This is a genomic window from Pseudoalteromonas sp. SG45-2, from assembly GCF_014164115.1.
In the GTDB taxonomy this organism is placed as follows: domain Bacteria; phylum Pseudomonadota; class Gammaproteobacteria; order Enterobacterales; family Alteromonadaceae; genus Pseudoalteromonas; species Pseudoalteromonas distincta.
In genome coordinates, this window is the sequence record NZ_JACJEO010000003.1 from 51,328 (window position 1) to 72,988 (window position 21,661).

A 21,661-nucleotide genomic window follows, 5' to 3' on the forward strand; every position below is an offset into this window, starting at 1 on the left:
TTCCCTAAATTTGCTTAATGTATAGGTAGCAAGTATGAGACCAAACGCTTTTGTATTTATTATCAATGCATTAAGATGTGTGAAAGTGTGTTTTATTATTTTGATTCGCAAATTGCAAATCAATAATTCATGAAGGGTTTAACCAAGAAATGAGAGTAGAGGCAGGTGGCGCAAAGCGAATAAAATAGGCTCTGCGCTAATTTTAGTTAATGCAAAGCAGCTGTAAATGGGATGCTTTCACAGATTTTAGCTTCTGCTGTAAGTAACTCTTCTAGGCGAGTATCAACTTCTTCTTTATCAAAGTATTCGTAAGCAAGCTCTACAAAAAGATTTTTATGTTTTTCTTCTGACTTGGCAATCGCAACATAAAAGTCTTTTTCTTTACCCTCGGGAAGTGCTTGTGCTACTAAAGAAAAACGCTCGTGACCACGTGCTTCAATTACACCGCCAACCAGTAATCGGTCCATTAAAAAACCATCACGACCATGTCTAAACAGTGCACGTATTTGTTTTATGTACGGGTCTTTTTTGTCGTCACCTAAGTTTACATCGCGCTCTAAAAGTAACTTAAGCACTTGTTTAAAGTGTATTAATTCTTCTAATGCTAAGTCGGTCATGGCTTTTACTAATTTACGTTTGTCTGGGTAATGCGAAAGCATAGACATAGCCATACCCGATGCTTTTTTTTCTGCAGCGGCATGATCTTGTAAAAAAGTATTAAAGTCAGCAAGGACAACTTCGGTCCATTCAAATGGGGTGTGGTATTTTAATTCAAACATGTTCTGTACAACTTAAATAATAATGCGGGGATTTTAACGTATTTGTTTTAAAAAATCTTGTAAGGCAGCAATTTATCTATGCGCCCTTTAGCGGTGGATTCGACTTTTAGCGGGTGTTTAATATCGTTCCATGCGGTGACTTTGCCGCCCATATTCATTTTTTCAAAATCAGCTTTGTCACTTTTTAATGCTAAAAAATCGCATAGTTTTTTGTAGCTATCAGGCTTTGCTATATCAATGGATAAAAAATCGTTGTCACGATTCTTAAAGTACGTGTGAGCATCGTTCAAATGTGTTTCGTAGCAGTGAGCTAAGTAACTATCGTCGCTAATATTATTAAGCGAAAACTCACTAAACGTATTTAAATAACAGCGCTTTATATGAATATTAAAGCCCCCGTCGCCGCGCGTTAAATTAGTGTGCATACGCGTTAAAAGCTGCTTTATTGAAGGTAGCCATGCACTCAATTCGCGCTCTAAATAAATAAACTTAGAGTCTGGGTAATGAATATCAAGTGCTTTAAAGTCGTTAAATATGGGAGTGTCGGCAATTGCGCTGGCATTTTGAAAACAGGCATTAGTATACGCGGTATGCGCTGTTGTAATGCGAAGTTCTAAAAATGCATGGCACACACTAGTTGTGCCGGTACGTGGTAAACCTATTATAAATATTTTGCTCATTAACTTTTCTTTAATTAGCCGCGTGTTACTAGTAATACAAAGGCGCTGATAATCATGACTAAAAATGTAGTAATAGTACCAATTTGGCGATATTTAAGGCTTTTTTCTACTATGCCTAAATTTTGAAACACACGCCCTACTAATAACGCACCACCTAATATATGGCAGTAATGGCTAGCAAGCCCTTGGTACTCTGCTAAAAAAAGCAAAATTAAAGCAAATGGCACGTATTCCATAAAATTTGCGTGGGCACGCACAGCACGTTGCAGCGTTGCATTACCGTTATCACCAAGCGATATTTGCTCCGCACGGCGCACTTTTATTACGTTAAAGCTTAAATAAATGTAAAAGAATGCGAGTAATGCAGCATAAGTTGAAATGATCACGGCGTTTTCCTGTTATTTTTATCGCATAAATATGCGCTCTATTATTGTGGGCGTGATAATAACACATAAATTTGAGCAGCATTATCAGAAGTTTAATAAATGCCTATGCTAAGCTAGGGGTATTAAGTAAGTAGAAATTACATAAGGATTTTATGTTTGTACCTCGCAAAGTAGCCGACAGTTACCGTGAAATGATTAACAGTATTGGCTTTTACCCTTCGATGCTTTCAGTGGGCTTTTTAGCATTTGCCATTATTACTATGTCGGTTGAATATTTAGCGCCTATTGAGCAGCTAAAATCGTTTATATCGGTTGTACTTGTTGATAGCGCTGAAAACGCACGTACTATTTTAAGCACCTTAGCGGGGAGTATTATTTCGCTTACCGTGTTTAGTTTTTCAATGGTAATGGTCGTTTTAAATTCGGCCAGTGCGAGTTTATCGCCCCGCGTAGTGCCTGGGCTTATTACGCGTAAATCACATCAAATGGTTTTGGGCTTTTATTTAGGCAGCATAATTTACTCCATTATTATGCTTATAAATATTAATAAACTTGAAGGTGGCAGTACGGCTATTCCTTCAATTGGTGTGTTGTTCGCACTTGTTTTTGGATTGATTTCATTAGGTTTATTTGTATTTTTTATACATTCAATCTCTCGTGCCATTCAGGTTGATAACGTATTAAATGGCTTGTTTAGCCAAACTAAAAACGAAATTAAAACAATAATACAAAGACAACAAGAAAACCCAGTTGAAGACTTTCCAGACTTTAGTAAGTGGTATTCGGTTAGCAGTAAAACAGAGGGATATTACAAAGGCGTGCAAACCGATAAGCTGTGTGCCATTTTGGCAGAGCAAGATATAAAGGTGTATATCTCTGTTAACCAAGGCTACTTTACAGTTAAAGGCTATCCGTTTTTAAAGTGTAATAAAGACATATCAAACGATGAAGAGCTGATAAATAAAATTCTCGACTGTTTTATTTTTTATATAGAAGAGTACATTAGCGATCATTACCGTTATGGGTTAACGCAAATATCTGAGATTGCAGTTAAGGCAATGAGCCCGGGCATAAACGATCCAGGTACTGCGGTTAAATCAATTGATATGCTGAGTATTTTACTTATTCAACGGCTGTCAATTAACGATATTAACTACTCGTTTAAGCACAGTGATAATGCCCCATTGTTGTACCTTCATGAAACAAGCTTTGATGAGTTATTACACGACAACTTTACACCGCTGCGTAATTACGCCAAAGGCGATGCATACGTAATGACAAACGTGCTTGAGGCATTCAAAAATATTTTGTTTGTAGCCCATAAAGATACCGATGCACGAAACAGTTTATTTAATTATTTAAATGCGATTGTTGATGACATAAATGAACATGTAACTAATGAATACGACAGACGCGAAGTGACTAATATGCTCAACTCTATAGCGCGTATCAGCCAAGAGCAAGGTGAGAAGTTGGTGGCACGTTTTGAGCACCACCAAAAATAAAAACTTAAAACATAGTTTAATCTATGTAGTACACAGCGTAGCTTGACGCTGTTACTTTAATCTCTCCAGCATGGTAGGCATCAGGTACATAGTTACTTGGTGCGCTATCAGCCATCATTACTTTTTCTGCGCGCATATAAGGCTGCGACTGCACATTGAGTGGACTTAGTGACGCGCTGTATAATCCTTTTAAATCAACGTCATAATCTTCACTAAACTCTTTTGCAGCATCCCGTGCGTCTTTAATTGCTAACTTTTGCGCTTTTTTATGCAGCTCGTTGTAGTTGCTTGCTAAAAATTGCGTTTGATTAATTTCGTTAATACCGTTGTTAACTAAGCTTTGTAGTAACTCAGGGTATTTATTTATATCGCTGAGTTTTACTGTTAACGTACGAGAAACCTTAAAGCCTTTAAATTCTTGATTACCGGTAGTGCGGTTGTATTGGCTATCACGGTTTATTGAAATTTGCCCTGCGTTTATATCTCCCTCTTTAACACCAATCTCTTTTACGAGCTTAATTGCCTTGGCGATAGTTAAGTCGGTTTTATTTTTAGCAGCAATTAAGTCTTTATCAACTTCGGTAATACCTACACTAAGCTGTACGTAATCTGGCATTGTAGTAAGAGTCGCTTCGCCCTTAACATAAATATGAGGAGCATCGGGAGTCGCTGCCGCAAGTGCATCAAAGCTAAGTACGTTTAAAGCCAGTGCACTACCTAAAACAAGAGTCAGTGTTTTCATTAAGTCGATCCTTTAATTATGTAAAAGCAAGTAAACACCGTACGTGGTTAATTAAATATGAACAAGCACAAAAAAACAGGCAATTGCCTGTTTTTTGTTAAGCGTTGTAACTAATGCTATTACGCCATTTACTTTTAATTACTTATAAACCTAATTAAACACTACAACGTTTATAGTTACGGTATTTTGGTAACCAGTAATTTTTGTCGATTGCTGCCCATAATGCGTCATCCGTAATCTCAAGAGCAACGCCCTCTTCGATTGCCTTTTTAGCGATGGCAAATGCAATACGTTTACTTAGCGTTTCAATTTCCGTAAGGGCTGGTAATAAACTACCTTTACCTGTGTTTGCACGCGGCGACGACTCTGCAAGCATTTCGCTAGATACACTTAACATTGCATCTGTAATGCGTGTCGCTTTAGCGGCAATAACCCCTAAACCAATACCCGGGAAAATATAACTGTTGTTACATTGTGGGATTGGGAACGTCTCGCCATTGTACTCAACAGGATCAAATGGGCTACCTGTGGCAACAAGTGCTTTACCGTCAGTCCACTTAATCACATCAGCAGGATGCGCTTCTACTTGCTTAGATGGATTACTTAATGGGAAAATAATTGGCTGTTCACAACCGGCATGCATAGCGCGTATTACTTGTTCTGTAAATAAGCCAGGTTGACCAGAAACACCAATCAAAATGTCAGGCTCAGCACAGTGCATAACATCAAGCAGTGATGCGTACTCGCCGCTGTACGTCCAATCACTTAACGAGCCTGTAGGTTGTGCAAGTGCTTGTTGGAAATCGCGTAAGCCTTCCATACCCTCACTAAGCAAACCAAAACGGTCAACCATAAATACTTGGCTACGCGCTTGAGCTTCTGAAATACCTTCAAAAACCATTTGGCTAATAATTTGCTCAGCAATACCACAACCAGCAGAGCCTGCACCCACAAAAACTACTTTTTGCTGGCTTAGGGTTGAATTTTTAACACGACACGCAGCAAGTAAAGAACCGACCGTTACAGCCGCAGTACCTTGAATGTCATCGTTAAAGCTACAAATTTCATTGCGGTAGCGCTTAAGTAATGGCATTGCATTTGGCTGTGCAAAATCTTCAAACTGAAGTAATACATTTGGCCAGCGACGTTTAACCGCTTTAATGAATAAATCTAAAAACTCATCGTATTCGTCTTGAGCAATTCGCTTATGGCGTGCGCCCATGTACATAGGATCGTTTAAAAGCTTTTCGTTATTAGTACCCACATCAAGCATTACAGGCAATGTGTATGCTGGGCTTATACCACCACACGCTGTGTAAAGTGACAATTTACCAATTGGAATACCCATGCCACCAATACCCTGATCGCCAAGGCCTAAAATACGCTCGCCATCGGTTACAACAATAACTTTTACTTTACCTTTGGTAGCGTTGCGTAAAATGTCGTCAATTTGGTAGCGATCTTCATACGAAATAAATAAACCACGTGCGCTGCGATAAATGTCAGAGAATTTTTCACAAGCATCGCCCACTGTCGGTGTGTAAATGATTGGCATCATTTCTTCAAGGTGGTCACGTACTAAACGGTAGTAAAGTGTTTCGTTGTTATCTTGAATCGCACGTAAGTAAATATGCTTATTAAGGTTGTCGGTAAAGCTAGAATACTGCTGATAACAACGCTCAACTTGCTCTTCTATTGTTTCAAAGCGAGGAGGAAGTAAACCAGCAAGATTGAAATTTTCGCGTTCTTTTTTACTAAAGGCGCTGCCTTTATTTAATAGCGGTGTTTCAATTAGGCCAGGGCCAGAATGATGAATATATAAGTAGTTAGGATCAGTATTAGTTGTCATATTTCCAGGCTTTAACGGAGTCTTAAGTTATGATCTGTCATTATCAGTGTTAGAGGTTTAATTGCAACGACAATTAAGCTAGTCAGACCATTGAGAGAAAATACATGCGGGCTTCACTGCCCGCATGCATATTATACATAATTTAAAATTTGATAGTGGCGTTATTATCAGTTAAATCAGATAACGCAACACCTTCACGGCGCGGATCAGCGCCACCATATAAGGTATTATTTTTAACTTCAACTGCGTGTAAGCCTGAATTTAAATCAATAATACGTACATTGTGGCCGCGTTTAGTAAGCGCAGGCGCAATGGCTTCAATAGCTGTGCCTTTTTCAAGGCTGGTGTAATCGTTACGATTTGTTGTACGCGGTAAGTTAATAGCGTCTTGCGCTGATAAATTCCAGTCAATAACACCCACAACAACTTGTGCAACGTAATCTATGATACGGCTACCACCAGGTGAGCCTACGATTAAGCGTAAGCTACCATCTTTATTAAATACCATTACCGGTGACATAGAGCTACGCGGGCGTTTACCAGCCTCTACACGGTTTGCTACAAGCTTGCCGTTTTTACGTGGCGATAACGAAAAGTCAGTTAGTTGGTTATTTAAAATAAAGCCATTAACCATAACCGTAGAGCCAAACGCCATTTCAATTGAACTGGTCATCGAAACGGCATTACCTTTACTATCTACAATAGATACATGTGAGGTAGAAGGTAACTCGTATGAATCATCCATTGCATAACTTAGGTACCCTACTGGATTACCGGCTACGGCTTTTTGGTCTGTTTCGGTAATTAATTTAGCGCGTGAGGCAATGTAATCTTTGTTTAATAGCTCTTTTGTAGGTACTTGAGTAAAATCGGGATCGCCCATGTACATATCGCGATCGGCAAATGCAATACGCGAAGCTTGGCTAAAGTAATGAATCGCCTTTTCGCCATTTGGTTTAAGCGCGCTCATATCTTTATGCTCAAGTAGGCCAAGCATTTGTAGCACAGCTACACCGCCACTACTTGGTGGCGCCATAGAACACACGTTATAAGCACGGTATTGTATACATACCGCATCGCGTTCTTTACTTTTGTAATCTGCTAAATCTTGCACACTTAATTTACCAGGGGCTATTTTAGAGTGCTGTACAGCATTAACCATTTGTTTAGCGTTTTCGCCTTTGTAAAATGCATCAATGCCCTGCTTTGCAATGTCTTTGTATAAATCAGCAAGCGGTTGATTCTTTTTAACACTACCTACTTCAATTAACTTACCATTTGGGTAAAAGTATTCGTTAATAATCGGCATACTCAATACACCAGGGTTTAATTGGCGTGCTAATAAGCCATGTAAACGCGGCGAAATTACAAAGCCTTGCTCTGCAAGTTCAATAGCCGGTTTAAAAAGCGCTTCCCATGGCAATGTACCGTATTGTTTATGCGCGCTTGCAAAGGCGTGTAAAATACCAGGCACACCAACAGAGCGTCCGCCTACTACAGCTTCAATCCATTTAACGGCTTTACCGTGCTTATCTAAAAACAGCGTTTCGTCTGCATTTGCAGGTGCTGTTTCGCGGCCATCAAAACTAGTCAATTTATTGTTTGCTTTGTTGTAATACATCATAAATGTACCACCGCCAATACCTGAGGATTGCGGTTCAACTAAAGTAAGCACTAGTTGAGTAGCAATCGCAGCATCTACGGCACTGCCGCCTTGGGCTAAAATTTGTTGACCGGCTTTTGAGGCATATGGATTTGCCGCAGCTACCATGTATTTATCACCTTGCACTACTTTTTTATGGATTAATCCGGTAGCAGCTTCAGGTTCGCGAGTTTCAATTTGAGTTGCTTGCTGTGCAAATGAAGGCAGTGATACTGCGCACAGTCCAATGGCAAATAATGAGTTAAGTTTAAAATGCATAAAAATACTAAAAACACTTAATTACGTAGTTGTATTTGGCATCTTAAAGTTAAACGGGCACAATATGCAAAAATTTTGACTAAAAAAATATAATAAAATGCTTAATTTACCTATTCAACCTCGTTATATATTACCGCCTATTATTTTGCTGCTTTTTAGTACCATTTTTGCTGCATTTGATTTAAATAGTTTACTTGAATTTAACCGAAGCCTAATTGATGATGGCGAACTGTGGCGAATCTTTTCTAGCCAATTTGTTCATGCTAATTGGGCTCATTTGGGACTAAATGCCAGTGGTGTTTTACTAATATGGTTACTACATGGCGAATACACATCACCTACTCGTTACGCCGTTAATATAAGTGCGCTGGCACTGTGGTGTGGACTTGGCGTGTATTGGTTTTGCCCAAGCATACATATTTATACCGGATTAAGTGCTCTGCTGCATGGCGTAATTATTTGGGGGGCAGTTAAAGATATAACTGTAGGGCTTAAGTCGGGGTATTTATTATTTATAGGCGTATGGATTAAAATAGCGTTTGAGCAATTTAGCGGCCCTAATGCTGATATAGGAAAGCTTATTAACTCCACTGTGGCTATTGATGCACATTTAATTGGTGTAATTGGCGGGACTCTGCTTGCCATACCACTGGTTATAGAGCTCTTTAAAAAGAAAAAATAAAGTTAGATTTTGTTCAACCCAATAAAAACGCCGCATTAGTTAACTAAACCAATGCGGCGTTTTTGTTTTTATAATTAAAGCTTAAAGCGTTTCTTTAAATAATTTATGAATACGGCGGTATTCGTCTAACCAGCTTGAAGGCTGTACAAAGCCATGCGGTTCAACAGGGAATATAGCTGTTTCAAAGTTTTGTTTTTCAAGCTCTATTAAGCGCTGTACTAAACGCACTGAGTCTTGAAAAAACACGTTATCGTCAACCATTGGGGCATTAATTAATAAACGTTTGTTTAAGCCCTCAGCGTAATAAATTGGCGAGCTGCGCTCATACGCAATCGGGTCAACATCAGGATGGTTTAATATATTAGCTGTATAACCTGTATTGTAATGTGCCCAATCGGTAACAGGTCTAAGTGCCGCACCCGATTGAAATAACTCAGGCGCGGTAAACAATGCCATAAAGGTCATAAAGCCGCCGTAAGAGCCACCATAAGTGCCGACTGCTTTGGTATCAACGTTGGCATTTTGCGCCATCCATTTAACGCCATCGGCTAAATCTTGTGTTTCAGGCGTTCCCATTTGACGATAAATTGCGGTGCGCCAATCACGCCCGTAACCTTTAGATGCGCGGTAATCCATATCCATTACTATGTAACCTTCATCAGCGAGCAATGAATGAAACATAAATTCACGAAAATAAACCGAAAATCCCATATGTGAGTTTTGTAAGTAACCCGCGCCGTGGTTAAAAATAACTGCTTTGCGATTTTTACCTACTTCACCTTCAACGTAATCAGCTGGGTAGTACACTTTTGCGTATATTGGTTGTTCGGTATGGCTCGATGGCACAGCAACAATTTTAGGTGCAGTTAGCTTTTTAGCTAAAAACTCATCCGACACTGTATGAGTTAATCGCGTTGCTTTTGTATTGGCTTGTGCGTCAGCTACATAAAGCTCATTAGGCATCGTAATTGTAGAGTGCTTAAGGAGTAACTTAGTTTCATCTGGGCTCAACGTGTAATCGGTCATGCCGTTTAAGTCAGTAACTTGCTCACTCTTACCAGTTTGCGGGTTAACGCGGTAAATTTCGTACAGACCTGGGTGTTCAACATTCGCTTTATAATAAATTGCGCTGTCGTCACTTGTAAGCGTTAAGTTAGAAACCTCAAATTGGCCTTGTGTTAGCGCGGTTGCACTACCATTAACTGGTTTTTTATAAAGCTGGCTGTAACCCGACTCTTCCGATAGGTAATAAAGCGTGTTCGAGTTATGTAACCACCCAAAGTCGTTAAACGCATAAGCAATCCATGCGTCGTCATGCAGGCGATGTTGCGACACAAGTTTGTTGTTTTTAAAATCTACAGTAGCAAGCCAACGGTCTTTGTTGTCCCATGCTTCGAGCATGATAGCCACTTGCGAGCCGTCATCGTTCCATACTATTGGGCTTTGCTCAAAACCCCAGTCCATAATAAGGTTAATACCACGAGGTGCCTTTTTAGACTTATATGTTTTACCATCACGTGCATAATTTTCTTTTTTAACTGCGGCTAAAACATCTTCGTCAAAGCCCGGTAAGGTATTAAAGCTAAGTGAAGTTTGTTCTTTGTTAGTTAAATTGATGTAGACAAGCTTTGAGGTTTCTTCTTTAGCGTCGGCTACACGGCGGCGTGCTTTTTTAGGTTCTATAGTGGCGTCATTTGTAATGTAGTTAGGCATAATATCGCCATCACCACGCCAGTCTGTTTGCTTTTGTACAACGACTAACAGCGCATCACCATTTGGCGAAAGCTGCGCTTCTGCAACGGTATTTCCTTCGCCTAAGTAATAAGCTGTGTTAGCAATTGAATCGTTTTGTTCATTAATTTGCTCACTGCGTGCTTGCTTATCTTTTTTATTTTTTTGTTGGAGCGCCACAAATTTAATCAATTTATGCTGCTCTTTAGCAATATACGTGCTTGGCTCTTCAATACCTTTTGGCTCATCAGCAAGTTTTAAGTTAGCAAGCTCGCTCGTTAAGCCTGTTTTTAAATCAACTTTAAAAAATACATTGCCTTGGCGGTAAACTAAATCGCCATTATTTAAAAATTGTGGCTTTGACTCGCCCGCTGATGTAGCTGTAATTTGTTTAAGTTCGCCGGTTTTTAGGTTTTTAACAAATACATTGCCTTTAAATGTGTAGGCCGCCATTGTTTTATTTTTAGAATAAACGGCTTTATTTGAACCCACAGTATGAAGTTTATTAAGAGCTACTTGCTCTGCTGTTTGGCTAGTAACCGATTGGCTAAATAAATCGCGTAGTGTATTACCCTGCTCTTTTTGAGCATAAATAATAGTAGACGAATCGCTCGCCCAGTAAGCACCCTCTGGCTGATTACCCATCCAATCCGGATCGGCCATTGCTTGTTCTAGCGTTATTTTTTGTGAGCCGATATCTGCTGGTGTGTTTACAACCGCAGCAATTTTAGTTGCTGGTAATGCACTTTGCTGTGTTGAAGAGGTGTTAGCGGTAGCGCTACAACCTGCAAGCATAACACTTGAGGCAACAGCTAAGGCCACTAACGTTTTAGATGAAGAAAGATTAAAAATCATAGTGCTTCTATACGGTTATTATAATTAAGCCGTATTTAAGCAGAAGCACTCAAGTTATTGCAATTTTTTAAGATAAATAGCCATTAAACAGGGTAAAGCTCAGTTTACTAACGCCCCCTTTATTAGTGGACGTTATTCAACGATTAAATCAAGCCACACCATGCGGTGATCGCTCGATGCGTTTCTATCTTTAATTAAGCGATACTCACTACTCATTTTAGTAGGCCAAAACACACCACCGTCCTTAATTTTTAAACCATAGTTTGATGGTAAAACGTAATCAACACGCGCTTGCCAATTTGCACTGTAATTTTGTGCATAAGGCACGTCATACTGCTCTTTAGCGCCTTCACTTTTTGGAACAAATTGAGCGTTAATAAGTGGATTTTTAAGTAGTTGATCTGTGGTGTTTGTACGGGCTTTATCACCCTCTGGGGCGGCATTTAAATCACCTAAAATAACAAAGCGAGAGTAAGTTTTTAAACCGCCTTTTTCGCCTTTATCATCGTAAATATACTTAGCGTTTGAAACGTAATCGGCAATTAGCCTTACTTCATCGTGGTTACGCTTGCCATTCCTGTCTTCTTCGCCATCAAATACAGGCGGTGTTGGGTGAGATGCAATAACATGAATGGTTTTATCGTTTACGTTAATAGGTAAATCCCAAAACGATTTAGAGCTGAGTCTAAGCGCTTGCCATTCTTGTGCGTTATACCAGTTTTCACCTGTTTTAGGCATCACTGGCATTAGTGCATTTGGCATGTCTTTATATTTAAAGGTTTGAAGGGTTCTTACTTTATCAAAATCGATTGGGTATTTTGACAAAATAGCCATACCGTAATGGCCTTCAAAAAAGCCAAAGCCTTGTGCATCGCCCATCACGCCATTTTTTTTGCCATCGTTATCTAAATCAAACTCGGTAGCTAGGCCAGTATTTACCGGAGCAATGTAAGAGTAAGGATAGTTAATAGCGTCTTGTTTTTGCTGACCTATATTTAAAAAGTGCTCATTAAAGTATTCAATGCCCTGCTCTTTTGGGATGTAATCAAATTCGTTAAGTAAAATAATATCAGGGCGAACTCGTTGAATAATTTCCGCTATGTTCTTAATTTGCTGGTGGTTTGCTTTAAGTGCATTAACTAAAGCATCACTTTTAACTTGCTCGCCTTTAGGCGTGTGATTTGTCGCATCCATACTTACATTAAAAGTTGCAACACGAAGAGATTCCGATGCAAATGCATTTAAGCTAAATAATGTAGCAATGGCTAGCGCGCCATATATTGTTTTTAGTTTCATTGTTTTACTTCACAAATTTAAAATTAGACTTTAACAGTATTACATATTCAAAAGCTTTTTTTATGACAAAAAAATACCGGCTCAAGCCGGTATTAAAAAATTAATTCTATAATTAGAAATTATTGGCTTAGTATTAAATTTGCTGCCGCTTTTAAAATACCTGGGTAGTCTTGCTCAGGTAAATATTCAGTAAGCTCACCTAATTTATCTGCTAGGTCATTCATGCTGCTGGCCGATACGTTTATATGGCCCATTTTACGACCTGGTTTTGCCGTTTTACCGTACCAGTGGCTAGTTACATCTGCGTATTTTAGTACGTCAGCTGGAATACTAGGTTGCCCTAGTACGTTTATCATCGCGGTAATGTGTTTAAGTTCTGTATTACCAAGCGGTAAACCTGCAACAGCACGCATGTGGTTTTCAAACTGTGAGCAATGGCAGCCTTGTTGCGTCCAGTGGCCTGAGTTATGTACGCGCGGCGCAATTTCGTTAACAAGTAACGTACCTTGTACATCAAAAAACTCAATAGCTAATACGCCAACGTAGTTAAGCTCGTTTGCTATTTTTGTAAAGGCATCGTTTGCTTGGGTTTCAACACTTTGATTATTTTTACCGGCAATAGAAAGCGTTAATACACCATTTGTGTGCTCGTTTTCTGTTAGCGGATAAATAGCCACATTACCGTATTTATCGCGCGCACCAATAATAGATACTTCACGATCAAACGGGATCATTTTTTCAGCAATAATTGTATGTGGCGAAAGCTGCGTACCCGATGCAATAAAATCAGCCATTTGTGACCAAATTTCGTCTATTTGACTATCTGATTTTAAACGCCATTGGCCTTTCCCGTCATAACCCGCTTGGCATGTTTTAATAACAAGTGGCTTACCTAGGGTTTTAACAGCGTGTTCAAGGTGCGCTTTTTCAGTAATTAATTGATATGGCGCACAAGTTACGTTTGTTTTATCAAGCAGTGCTTTTTCAAGCGAGCGATCGCCACCGGTTTTAATAGCGGCTTTACCTGGGTAAAATTTATTGCTGTTACAGCAAAGTGTTAGTACATCATCAGGAATGTGCTCAAACTCTGCAGTAATGGCATCAGCGTTTGATATTGCTTGCTCAAGTGACGTGCTATAAACCTCACCAGTTAGCGGGTGCATAATTTGCTTGCTGCCTACATCATACGCCACTACGTTTAAATTAAGCGGCGCGCCTGCAAGGCTCATCATACGTGCAAGTTGCCCTGCACCTAATATTAAAATATTCATTATTACTCTGCAGGGTTTGGATTAGCTAATATAGTGTCGGTTTGCGCTTTTCGAAACGCTTCAATTTTTGCAAAAATTTCTGGATTTTGACACCCTAAAATTTGCGCGGCTAGTAAACCTGCGTTTGCTGCGCCCGGCTCACCAATTGCAAGTGTGCCCACTGCAACGCCTTTAGGCATTTGGCAAATAGATAAAAGTGAATCAACACCATTTAATGCTTTTGATTTTACAGGCACGCCCAGTACGGGAAGCGACGTAAAAGCAGCAGCCATACCCGGTAAATGCGCAGCGCCGCCAGCGCCTGCAATAATAACTTTAATCCCGCGTTCTGCGGCTGAACTTGCATAATCAGCAAGTAATTGAGGAGTGCGGTGTGCAGACACGACTTTAGTTTCGTACTTAATGCCAAAATGCTCTAGCATAAGTGCTGCATGTTCCATGGTTGGCCAATCTGATTTAGAACCCATAATAATGCCAACAGTCATAAATACTCCTCAGTAATGTATTTTCAAAATAGCGGACTTATGTCCTGTTTAAGCCGGGTATTATACCCAAAGCCATATTAATTGCGACTAATACAAAGCCACAAAAACAAAAAAAGCCATGTTTAAACATGGCTTTTTAGGGTTAACGGGTAAATAGCTAATTAAGCTTCTTTACTCGCTAGGTATTCTGCGTAGTTGCCTCTAAAGTCAATAATTTTACCATCTTTAACTTCCCAAATACGGGTAGCTACCGATGATACAAATTGACGATCGTGCGATACAAACATTAATGTACCTTCGTAGGCTTCAAGTGCTAAGTTAAGCGCTTCAATAGATTCCATATCCATGTGGTTAGTTGGCTCATCCATTAACAATATGTTTGGTTTATGCATCATAATTTTACCAAACAGCATGCGGCCTTGCTCACCACCTGAAATTACTTTAACTGACTTTTTAATATCGTTTTGAGAGAACAACATACGACCTAAGAAGCTGCGAACCACTTGTTCGTCGTCGCCTTCTTGTTGCCATTGCTCCATCCACTGAAACAAGTTCATGTCGGTTGCAAACTCATCTGCGTGATCTTGCGCGTAGTAACCAATGTTCGCGTTTTCAGAAAACTTAAACTCACCGGCTTTAGGTGCTAAGCGCCCTGCTAGTGTATTAAGTAATGTTGTTTTACCAACACCATTTTCACCAATAATAGCAATACGCTCGCCAACTTCTACTAAACCTTCAAGCCCAGAAAACAACGTGTTGTCGTCAAAACCTTGCGTTAGGTTATTCATTTCAAGCGCGTTTCTGAATAACTGCTTTTCTTGGTCGAAACGAATAAATGGCGTTTGACGTGAAGAGGCTTTAACTTCGTCTAACTGAATTTTGTCGATACGTTTAGCGCGCGATGTTGCCTGTTTAGCTTTAGATGCGTTAGCAGAGAAACGTGATACAAACTGTTGAAGTTCAGCAATTTGGTTTTTCTTCTTCGCGTTTTCGCTAAGTAGCTGCTCACGTGCTTGCGTTGCTGCAAACATGTATTCGTCATAGTTACCTGAGTAAATACGTAGCTCGCCGTAGTCAATGTCGGCCATGTGTGTACAAACAGAGTTTAAAAAGTGACGGTCATGCGAGATGATTATCATGGTACAGTCGCGTTGGTTTAACACGTCTTCTAACCACTTGATAGTGTAAATATCCAAGTTATTGGTAGGCTCATCAAGTAGCATTATATCCGGGTCTGAGAACAATACTTGAGCAAGTAGCACACGTAGTTTAAAACCTGGTGCTATTTCAGACATTGGGCCAAAGTGTTGGTCTGTGCCAATACCTACGCCTAAAAGAAGCTCGCCTGCTTTAGATTCAGCAGAGTAACCATCCATTTCGGCAAATTCAGTTTCAAGATCGGCTACTTTCATACCGTCTTCTTCACTCATTTCAGGTAAAGAGTAAATACGGTCTCGTTCTTGTTTAATTTCCCACAACTCTTTGTGGCCCATAATCACGGTATCGATTACTGAGTATTCTTCGTAGGCAAACTGATCTTGGTTAAGTTTAGCAACGCGTTCGTTAGGATCAGTACTTACATTACCTGAAGACGCTTCAAGCTCACCACTTAAAATTTTCATAAATGTTGATTTACCACAACCATTTGCACCGATTAAACCGTAACGGTTACCATCGCCAAATTTTGCTGAGATATTTTCAAATAATGGTTTAGCACCAAATTGCATGGTGACGTTAGCTGTACTAATAATAGCGCTACCCTCCAAAGGAGTAATGATGTATTTAAATTGCGCGCAGTTTAAACCAAAATGGCCTGTTTTTCTATGAAAGTTTAAAAGCAAACCACTGCGTTTTAGCCATTTATTATGGCTATGTAGTTAGTAGTAAAAATAACGGATTAGATTTAATGGTTTCGTTAATTTTTATTCAGCTTATTCTAATTAAAATCCATAAAGTATGTTTTATAAACGGGCATAAGAGATTAGAAATTACGATACAAATTAGAGTAAAAACACTTTTAACGTATTTGTGTGTCTACTTAACTCATTTTTGTTCACCCTATAATAATAAAAAGTTATATTTATGAAAATATAGTACTTTTAGAGCTTTTACACTAGTTACTACTTTTTAACCAAGATGAAATTAATTCAAATTACAATTTTTATACATCGCTAATTTATCATCCTATTTACCTATCAAATCATTAAAAACATAAACTTTTGCAACTCCTGAAAAACAAAATTAACCTTTAGTGAATATCCGTTAAGTTTAACGATTAATTTTATTGAGTATTTTTCACTTTTGAGCCGTTTATTGCTTTGTTAGTCTTCGAATCTGAATTTTTACCTACGTAAAAAATTGACCAATTTACACAGGGCAACACACAAGATGAGCAAAAAATTAGCGACGCTTATTAGCGCAAGTATTGTATTCGCACCCGCTGTTTCGGCAGTAGAATTATACAAAGATGACAAAAATACTGTTGAAGTTGGTGGATATCTTGATGTGCGTGTAATTAATACACAAAACGAAACCGAAGTTGTTAACGGTACCTCGCGCATTAACTTTGGATTTACCCGAAAGCTTAAGAAAGACTGGACCGCACTCGCACTCGTAGAATGGGGTGTAAACCCTGTTGGCAGCAGCGATATTATTTATAACAATCGTTTTGAGTCTATCCAGGATGAGTTTTTATACAACCGTTTAGGTTACGCAGGGCTTTCGCACGAAAAATATGGCCAACTTACCATTGGTAAACAATGGGGTGCATGGTACGACGTAGTTTACGGCACAAATAATAGCTTTGTATGGGATGGCAATGCGGCTGGTGTTTACACCTATAACAAAGACGATGGCGCTGTTAATGGCACTGGCCGTGGAGATAAATTAGTGCAGTACCGCAATAGCTATAACGATTTTAGTTTTGCAGTACAAGCGCAGCTTAAAAACAGCGAATTTTATACCTGTGACGTCACCGACATTTCAGAAGAAGAATGTGAAGCACTTTGGAACTCTGGCGATAGTGCAGCCCAAGAAGTTGAATTTAATTACACATTTGGTGCGTCTGTTACTTATACCCCAACTGACATGCTAACAATTACAGCAGGTGTTAACCGTGGTGAGTTTGATTTAACGTTTGGCGATGGTTCTACTCGCAATGTTGAAGATTTAATTTATGGTGCAGGTATTATGTGGGGCAACATTGATGAGCCCGGCCTATACGTTGCAGCCAACGTAAATAAAAACAAAAACCACGACACAGATAACATCGGTCGCTTAATTAAAGACGCAATCGGTGTAGAAACATTCGCATCTTACCGCTTTGATAACGATTTTCGCCCTTTTATTGCCTACAACGTGTTTGATGCCGGTGATGATTACGTAATTCAGCCAAACTTTAACGCCGATCCTAACGATGTATTTAAGCGTCAGTTTGCTGTTATTGGCCTTCATTACCTAATTGACGAAGCTACTATTGCCTACATAGAAGCGCGTAAGGACTTTAGTGACTTCGAAAGTGATAACGACGATCAACAAGCACAAATGGAGCAGTCGGAAGACGACGGTATAGCATTTGGTTTTAGATATAAGTTCTAAATATAAGCTCTAAATATAAGTTTAAAAACGACTACAACTTCCCTAAGCACAACCCTTTTAGCCCTTTTGACTTTTTTAATTGGGCTTTTTTATTCCGCCATACTTTTTTTAATACTTGGTTTTGCATTTAAGGCTATTTCAACAAATGCATTAACAGCCGCATTGGTATCTGCTTTTTTAAATTGTAATAGCACCGGAATTTGCGTAAATACATCGCTCAATTTTATAAAATGGCACCCTTTACTATACAATTTACGTACGCAATAAGGCGCAATTGCCACACCAAGGCCTGCAGCCACTTCGGTAACTAATGTTTGCATATGTCGAGGTTGGCTAATAATGTTCGGTGAAAAACGAGCTTGTTTGCATTGCAAAATGGTTTCATCAAAAAGACCAAGTGCTTCCTCTCTATTAAAAATGATAAATGGCTCATTTTTTAGTTTAACTAAATCAATGTTTTTATAATTTGCCAGCGCATGGTTTTGATTAACTATGGCCACTAATGAATCTACATAAATAGTATGACTTACAAATTCATCATTAATCGAATCAGGTAAAGGCCGTGAAAAACCCACATCAATTAAATCATTTTTAAACGCATGTATCTGCTCAGTTGCGGTCATTTCAAACAATGTAACGTGCACGCTTGGGTATTGCTGTTTGTATTCTCGAACCAGTGCTGCCATAAAGGCTAAACATGCCGAGCTTAAGTGCGCAATATTAAGTGTACCTACCTGCCCGTTGTGGGCACGTTTAACCTGAGTTTTAGCTTTGTCAGCTAGAGCCAAAATAGCGCGTGCATCTTTTAATAGCTGCTCACCCGCTTGAGTTATTGCAACATCGCGTGAATTTCTTATAAACAGCACAACATCAAGCTCGCTTTCGAGCTGTGCAATATGCCTACTTATTGCAGGTTGCACGGTGTGTAGCTCTTTGGCCGCTTCTGAAAAACTCTGATGCTTAGCCACGCTGACAAAACTTTTTAATGTTTTAATATCCATTACGCACCTTAAATACATTTTTTGTATAGATTCTATAAAATAATATCATTTTTGTTATAGGTAAAGAACTCATACCATAGCGGCATGAGTTAACAACACTAGACAGCTATGACCAAACCCAAACAAAATCAGTCATTAAGTCGATTTATTTTATTACTAATGACCACTGCAATTGCCGCAACAGCAGCAAACTTATACTACAACCAGCCTATTTTACCGCTTATAGCGAACGAATTTAATTTAACTGATTCACAGCTTGGGAGTATTCCCGCGCTTACACAAATTGGTTACGCGTTTGCGTTATCATTTATTTCTCCTTTGGGTGACTCGATTGCTCGCAGGCGTTTAATTACTATTTTGTCGAGCTTATTAGTAGTGGCTTGTAGTGCAGCAATGCTTGCACCTAACTTACCTTTATTACTTATATCGGTATTTTTAATTGGTGTAAGCGCCAATATAACCCAGCAATTAATACCCTTTGCAGCATCGCTTGTATCGAGCGAGCAAAAAGGTGCCACGTTAGGCACATTAATGATGGGCTTAACTATCGGTATTTTACTTTCAAGAACGTTAAGTGGATTTGTAGGTGAGCAATTTGGTTGGCGAAGTGTATTTTTAATGTCGGCAGTACTCGCAGCATTATTTGGTATATTACTGCGCGTGTTTTTACCTAGCAATAAGCCTCACACTAATTTGCGTTATTGGCCTCTCATTAAAAGTACGTTGGCGTTGTTTATTAAACATAAATCACTGCAGCATTTTACACTTTCGGGCGCATTTTGGTTTGCATCATTTAATGTGCTTTGGGCAACACTTGCAATTTATGTTAGTGATGGGCCATTTAACTACAACGCTCAACAAGCTGGTTTATTTGGTGTAATAGCATTGGCTGGCGTAATAGGCGCTAAGTCATCGGGTAAATGGGTCAGCAAATTAGGGTCTAAAGCTCTAATTATGATTGCACTTACGCTTGCGGCAATCGGCTTTGCTATTACAGGTTTGTTTAATGGCAGTTTAGCGTCGTTGGTTATTGGTATTATTTTAATCGACTTTGCCATATTTAGTGCGCAAGTGGCTAACCAAGTGCGTGTTTTTAGTATTGAACCCACTGCGCAAAGTCGCATAAATGGAATTTACATGCTGGGTTATTACATTGGAGGCGCTGTTGGCTCAATGGTTGGTGTTAAGGCATTTGCACTTTATCAATGGCCTGGCGTTGTTGCTGTAAGCATTATATTTATTTTGCTAAGTGGCATTTTTAATTCATTTGCTAAAAAGTAATCGCTTAAAACTTAAGGAGTAAAAATGAATACATTGAAAACAGCGGGTAGCTTTACATTACTGTGTATTGCCAGTTTAACTATTATGGTGGGAACCCTACTTGCGCCAGGTTTAGTAAGTATTTCACAAGGATTAGGTATAGCCGATAACACCGTACTTTTAATTACGTTGCCATCGTTAGGAGCTGTGGTGTTTGCGCCCTTCGCAGGAAAATTAATTGATAAATACGGCGCTTATAAACTTTTAGTAATTGGGTTATTTTTATATGGGGTTGAAGGTGCCAGTGCTTACTTTTTAAAAGGCCCAACGCTTGTATTTGCTAATCGATTTTTACTCGGCGGTATAACGGCAGTGGTTATGGCAAGTTGTACGGTTTTAATTTCTGATTGGTACACAGGCGAAGCACGCCTTGGCATGATTGCAAAACAAGGTATGGCGATAGAGTTAGGCGGTGTTATATTTTTATTTTTAGGTGGATTATTAGCCTCGCAATTTTGGGCGCTGCCATTTTCACTTTATTTAATAGCGTGGGTATTTTTGGCTATGCTTTTATTGTTTGTGCCAAATAAAAACTCAGTGGCTAGTAATAACGATGAAGTGTCAGAACATCTACACCACAAAGCTAATAATGGCCTCACGTTAAAAAGCGTTTATGTAATTTCAACACTCGCGATGACCATATTTTTTACGTCTACTGTGTTACTGCCCATCGTAATGAACGAGGAAAACTTTGACGAATCACAAATAGGCCAACTACTCGCATTTATATCTTTAGTGGCTGTAGTTACTGCAGGCTTTATGCCTAAAATAACAAAGAAGCTTGGTGAGCCCAAGGTTTTGGCATTTGCCTTTTTAGCGTTTAGTTTATCGTATATTTGTTTTACACAAGTAAGCACCCGACCTTTAATTTTAGGCGCAATATTAATAGGTATAGGATTTGGTTTTAGTATTCCGCTTTTAAACCATATGACGGTAGAGCTCAGCGATGTGAAAGTACGCGGCCGTAACTTATCGTACTTTACGATGGCTGTATTCTCGGGTCAGTTTTTTACCTCATTTATGGAATATATACCTGGTGGTGAGAAAAACGTATTTATAATTTGTAGCGTTTCAGCATTTATAATTGCACTGGTATTATTTTTTAAACCGACCAAAGCAAAGCAGTCGTAACTTACAAAAGAGCATTTTTATAAATGCTCTTTTTTTATCTAAACTTCCCACTTTACTATTTGCACTACTTCCCTGATTACTTTTTCTAATTTGACTCTATTGCTAAGTTTAGCGTTATAGCAGCATTTAGTATGATGTGTTCTTTTACTGTAAAGCCACCAGCCAATTTATATTAACTGCATTACGAGTATAAAAAATGGTGAAACTATATTGAACTGTAAAGTACTGACACTGCTTATTGCTGATCACAAAGGCGAAAGGCTGATTAAAAGCAGTAACAAATAGATGTGTATATGCTCATGGGTACTGACGGTATTCTAATTCAATAGCTGTGAGCTGTATATAAAAACAGTACATGTAATTGCTGTGCAAAAATAATTTAAACCTACCTTTTTTTGTAAGTCGTTAATAATATTGAACTAAGTAAGTT

17 protein-coding genes are annotated in these 21,661 nt (G+C 39.0%); 5 read left to right on the forward strand and 12 right to left on the reverse strand.

Features of this window, described 5'->3' with window-relative positions; all coding sequences use genetic code 11:
* Window positions 1-206: 206 nt before the first annotated feature.
* The 3 genes from H5116_RS02525 to H5116_RS02535 are packed head-to-tail and all read right to left on the reverse strand — an operon-like array spanning window position 207 to window position 1,845.
* A complete protein-coding gene (locus tag H5116_RS02525) occupies window positions 207-779 on the reverse strand; it encodes a tRNA-(ms[2]io[6]A)-hydroxylase (RefSeq protein ID WP_165743839.1) in 573 nt (190 codons plus the stop codon).
* 47 nt (window positions 780-826) lie between these two features.
* Entirely contained in the window at window positions 827-1,459 is a 633-nt protein-coding gene (locus tag H5116_RS02530; protein ID WP_182715484.1) for a sulfotransferase, read from the reverse strand.
* Window positions 1,460-1,473: 14 nt separating this feature from the next.
* Complete coding sequence (locus tag H5116_RS02535; RefSeq protein ID WP_002962524.1) at window positions 1,474-1,845, reverse strand: MAPEG family protein; 372 nt, start codon at window positions 1,843-1,845, stop codon at window positions 1,474-1,476.
* A gap of 152 nt (window positions 1,846-1,997) precedes the next feature.
* On the opposite strand from H5116_RS02535, the gene H5116_RS02540 reads away from it, so the two are divergent.
* On the forward strand, window positions 1,998-3,350 hold the full coding sequence (locus tag H5116_RS02540) for a DUF2254 domain-containing protein (RefSeq protein ID WP_182715485.1): 1,353 nt from the start codon (window positions 1,998-2,000) through the stop codon (window positions 3,348-3,350).
* Window positions 3,351-3,366: 16 nt separating this feature from the next.
* On the opposite strand, the gene H5116_RS02545 is transcribed toward H5116_RS02540, so the two are convergent.
* The 3 genes from H5116_RS02545 to ggt all read right to left on the reverse strand — a co-directional run bounded on the left by H5116_RS02545 (window position 3,367) and on the right by ggt (window position 7,862).
* Window positions 3,367-4,092, reverse strand: coding sequence for an SIMPL domain-containing protein (locus H5116_RS02545; protein WP_024596616.1), 726 nt, complete (start codon window positions 4,090-4,092; stop codon window positions 3,367-3,369).
* A gap of 154 nt (window positions 4,093-4,246) precedes the next feature.
* Window positions 4,247-5,941 (reverse strand): NAD-dependent malic enzyme, encoded by a 1,695-nt coding sequence (locus tag H5116_RS02550; protein WP_002962527.1) that lies wholly within the window; start codon window positions 5,939-5,941, stop codon window positions 4,247-4,249.
* A 142-nt stretch (window positions 5,942-6,083) separates the two neighbouring features.
* Window positions 6,084-7,862, reverse strand: a complete 1,779-nt coding sequence (ggt, locus tag H5116_RS02555; protein WP_182715486.1) for a gamma-glutamyltransferase — start codon at window positions 7,860-7,862, stop codon at window positions 6,084-6,086.
* Between the two features lie 97 nt (window positions 7,863-7,959).
* On the opposite strand from ggt, the gene rrtA reads away from it, so the two are divergent.
* Window positions 7,960-8,544 carry a rhombosortase gene (gene rrtA, locus H5116_RS02560; protein ID WP_182194594.1) on the forward strand — a complete coding sequence of 195 codons (585 nt, stop codon included), beginning with the start codon at window positions 7,960-7,962 and terminating at the stop codon, window positions 8,542-8,544.
* Window positions 8,545-8,625: 81 nt separating this feature from the next.
* Here the strand turns inward: rrtA and H5116_RS02565 are convergent, their stop codons facing one another.
* From H5116_RS02565 to H5116_RS02585, 5 genes are all read right to left on the reverse strand, one after another.
* Entirely contained in the window at window positions 8,626-11,130 is a 2,505-nt protein-coding gene (locus H5116_RS02565) for a prolyl oligopeptidase family serine peptidase (RefSeq protein WP_182715487.1), read from the reverse strand.
* A 132-nt stretch (window positions 11,131-11,262) separates the two neighbouring features.
* Window positions 11,263-12,426: an endonuclease/exonuclease/phosphatase family protein gene (locus tag H5116_RS02570; RefSeq protein WP_182715488.1), complete on the reverse strand. Its 1,164-nt coding sequence runs from the start codon at window positions 12,424-12,426 to the stop codon at window positions 11,263-11,265.
* Between the two features lie 119 nt (window positions 12,427-12,545).
* Window positions 12,546-13,697 carry a 5-(carboxyamino)imidazole ribonucleotide synthase gene (locus tag H5116_RS02575; RefSeq protein ID WP_182715489.1) on the reverse strand — a complete coding sequence of 384 codons (1,152 nt, stop codon included), beginning with the start codon at window positions 13,695-13,697 and terminating at the stop codon, window positions 12,546-12,548.
* A 2-nt stretch (window positions 13,698-13,699) separates the two neighbouring features.
* Window positions 13,700-14,182, reverse strand: coding sequence for a 5-(carboxyamino)imidazole ribonucleotide mutase (purE, locus tag H5116_RS02580; protein ID WP_002962540.1), 483 nt, complete (start codon window positions 14,180-14,182; stop codon window positions 13,700-13,702).
* 161 nt (window positions 14,183-14,343) lie between these two features.
* Window positions 14,344-15,933 (reverse strand): ABC-F family ATPase, encoded by a 1,590-nt coding sequence (locus H5116_RS02585; RefSeq protein ID WP_182715557.1) that lies wholly within the window; start codon window positions 15,931-15,933, stop codon window positions 14,344-14,346.
* 637 nt (window positions 15,934-16,570) lie between these two features.
* On the opposite strand from H5116_RS02585, the gene H5116_RS02590 reads away from it, so the two are divergent.
* Window positions 16,571-17,779 (forward strand): porin, encoded by a 1,209-nt coding sequence (locus H5116_RS02590; RefSeq protein ID WP_182715490.1) that lies wholly within the window; start codon window positions 16,571-16,573, stop codon window positions 17,777-17,779.
* An 89-nt stretch (window positions 17,780-17,868) separates the two neighbouring features.
* Here H5116_RS02590 and H5116_RS02595 read toward each other — a convergent pair whose 3' ends face one another.
* Window positions 17,869-18,780, reverse strand: a complete 912-nt coding sequence (locus tag H5116_RS02595) for a LysR family transcriptional regulator (RefSeq protein ID WP_182695936.1) — start codon at window positions 18,778-18,780, stop codon at window positions 17,869-17,871.
* Between the two features lie 108 nt (window positions 18,781-18,888).
* On the opposite strand from H5116_RS02595, the gene H5116_RS02600 reads away from it, so the two are divergent.
* On the forward strand, window positions 18,889-20,061 hold the full coding sequence (locus tag H5116_RS02600; protein ID WP_182715491.1) for an MFS transporter: 1,173 nt from the start codon (window positions 18,889-18,891) through the stop codon (window positions 20,059-20,061).
* A 24-nt stretch (window positions 20,062-20,085) separates the two neighbouring features.
* The gene (locus tag H5116_RS02605) at window positions 20,086-21,231 is read left to right on the forward strand and encodes an MFS transporter (protein WP_182715492.1); all 1,146 of its coding nucleotides are present in this window, start codon (window positions 20,086-20,088) and stop codon (window positions 21,229-21,231) included.
* The last annotated feature ends 430 nt before the right edge of the window (window positions 21,232-21,661 follow it).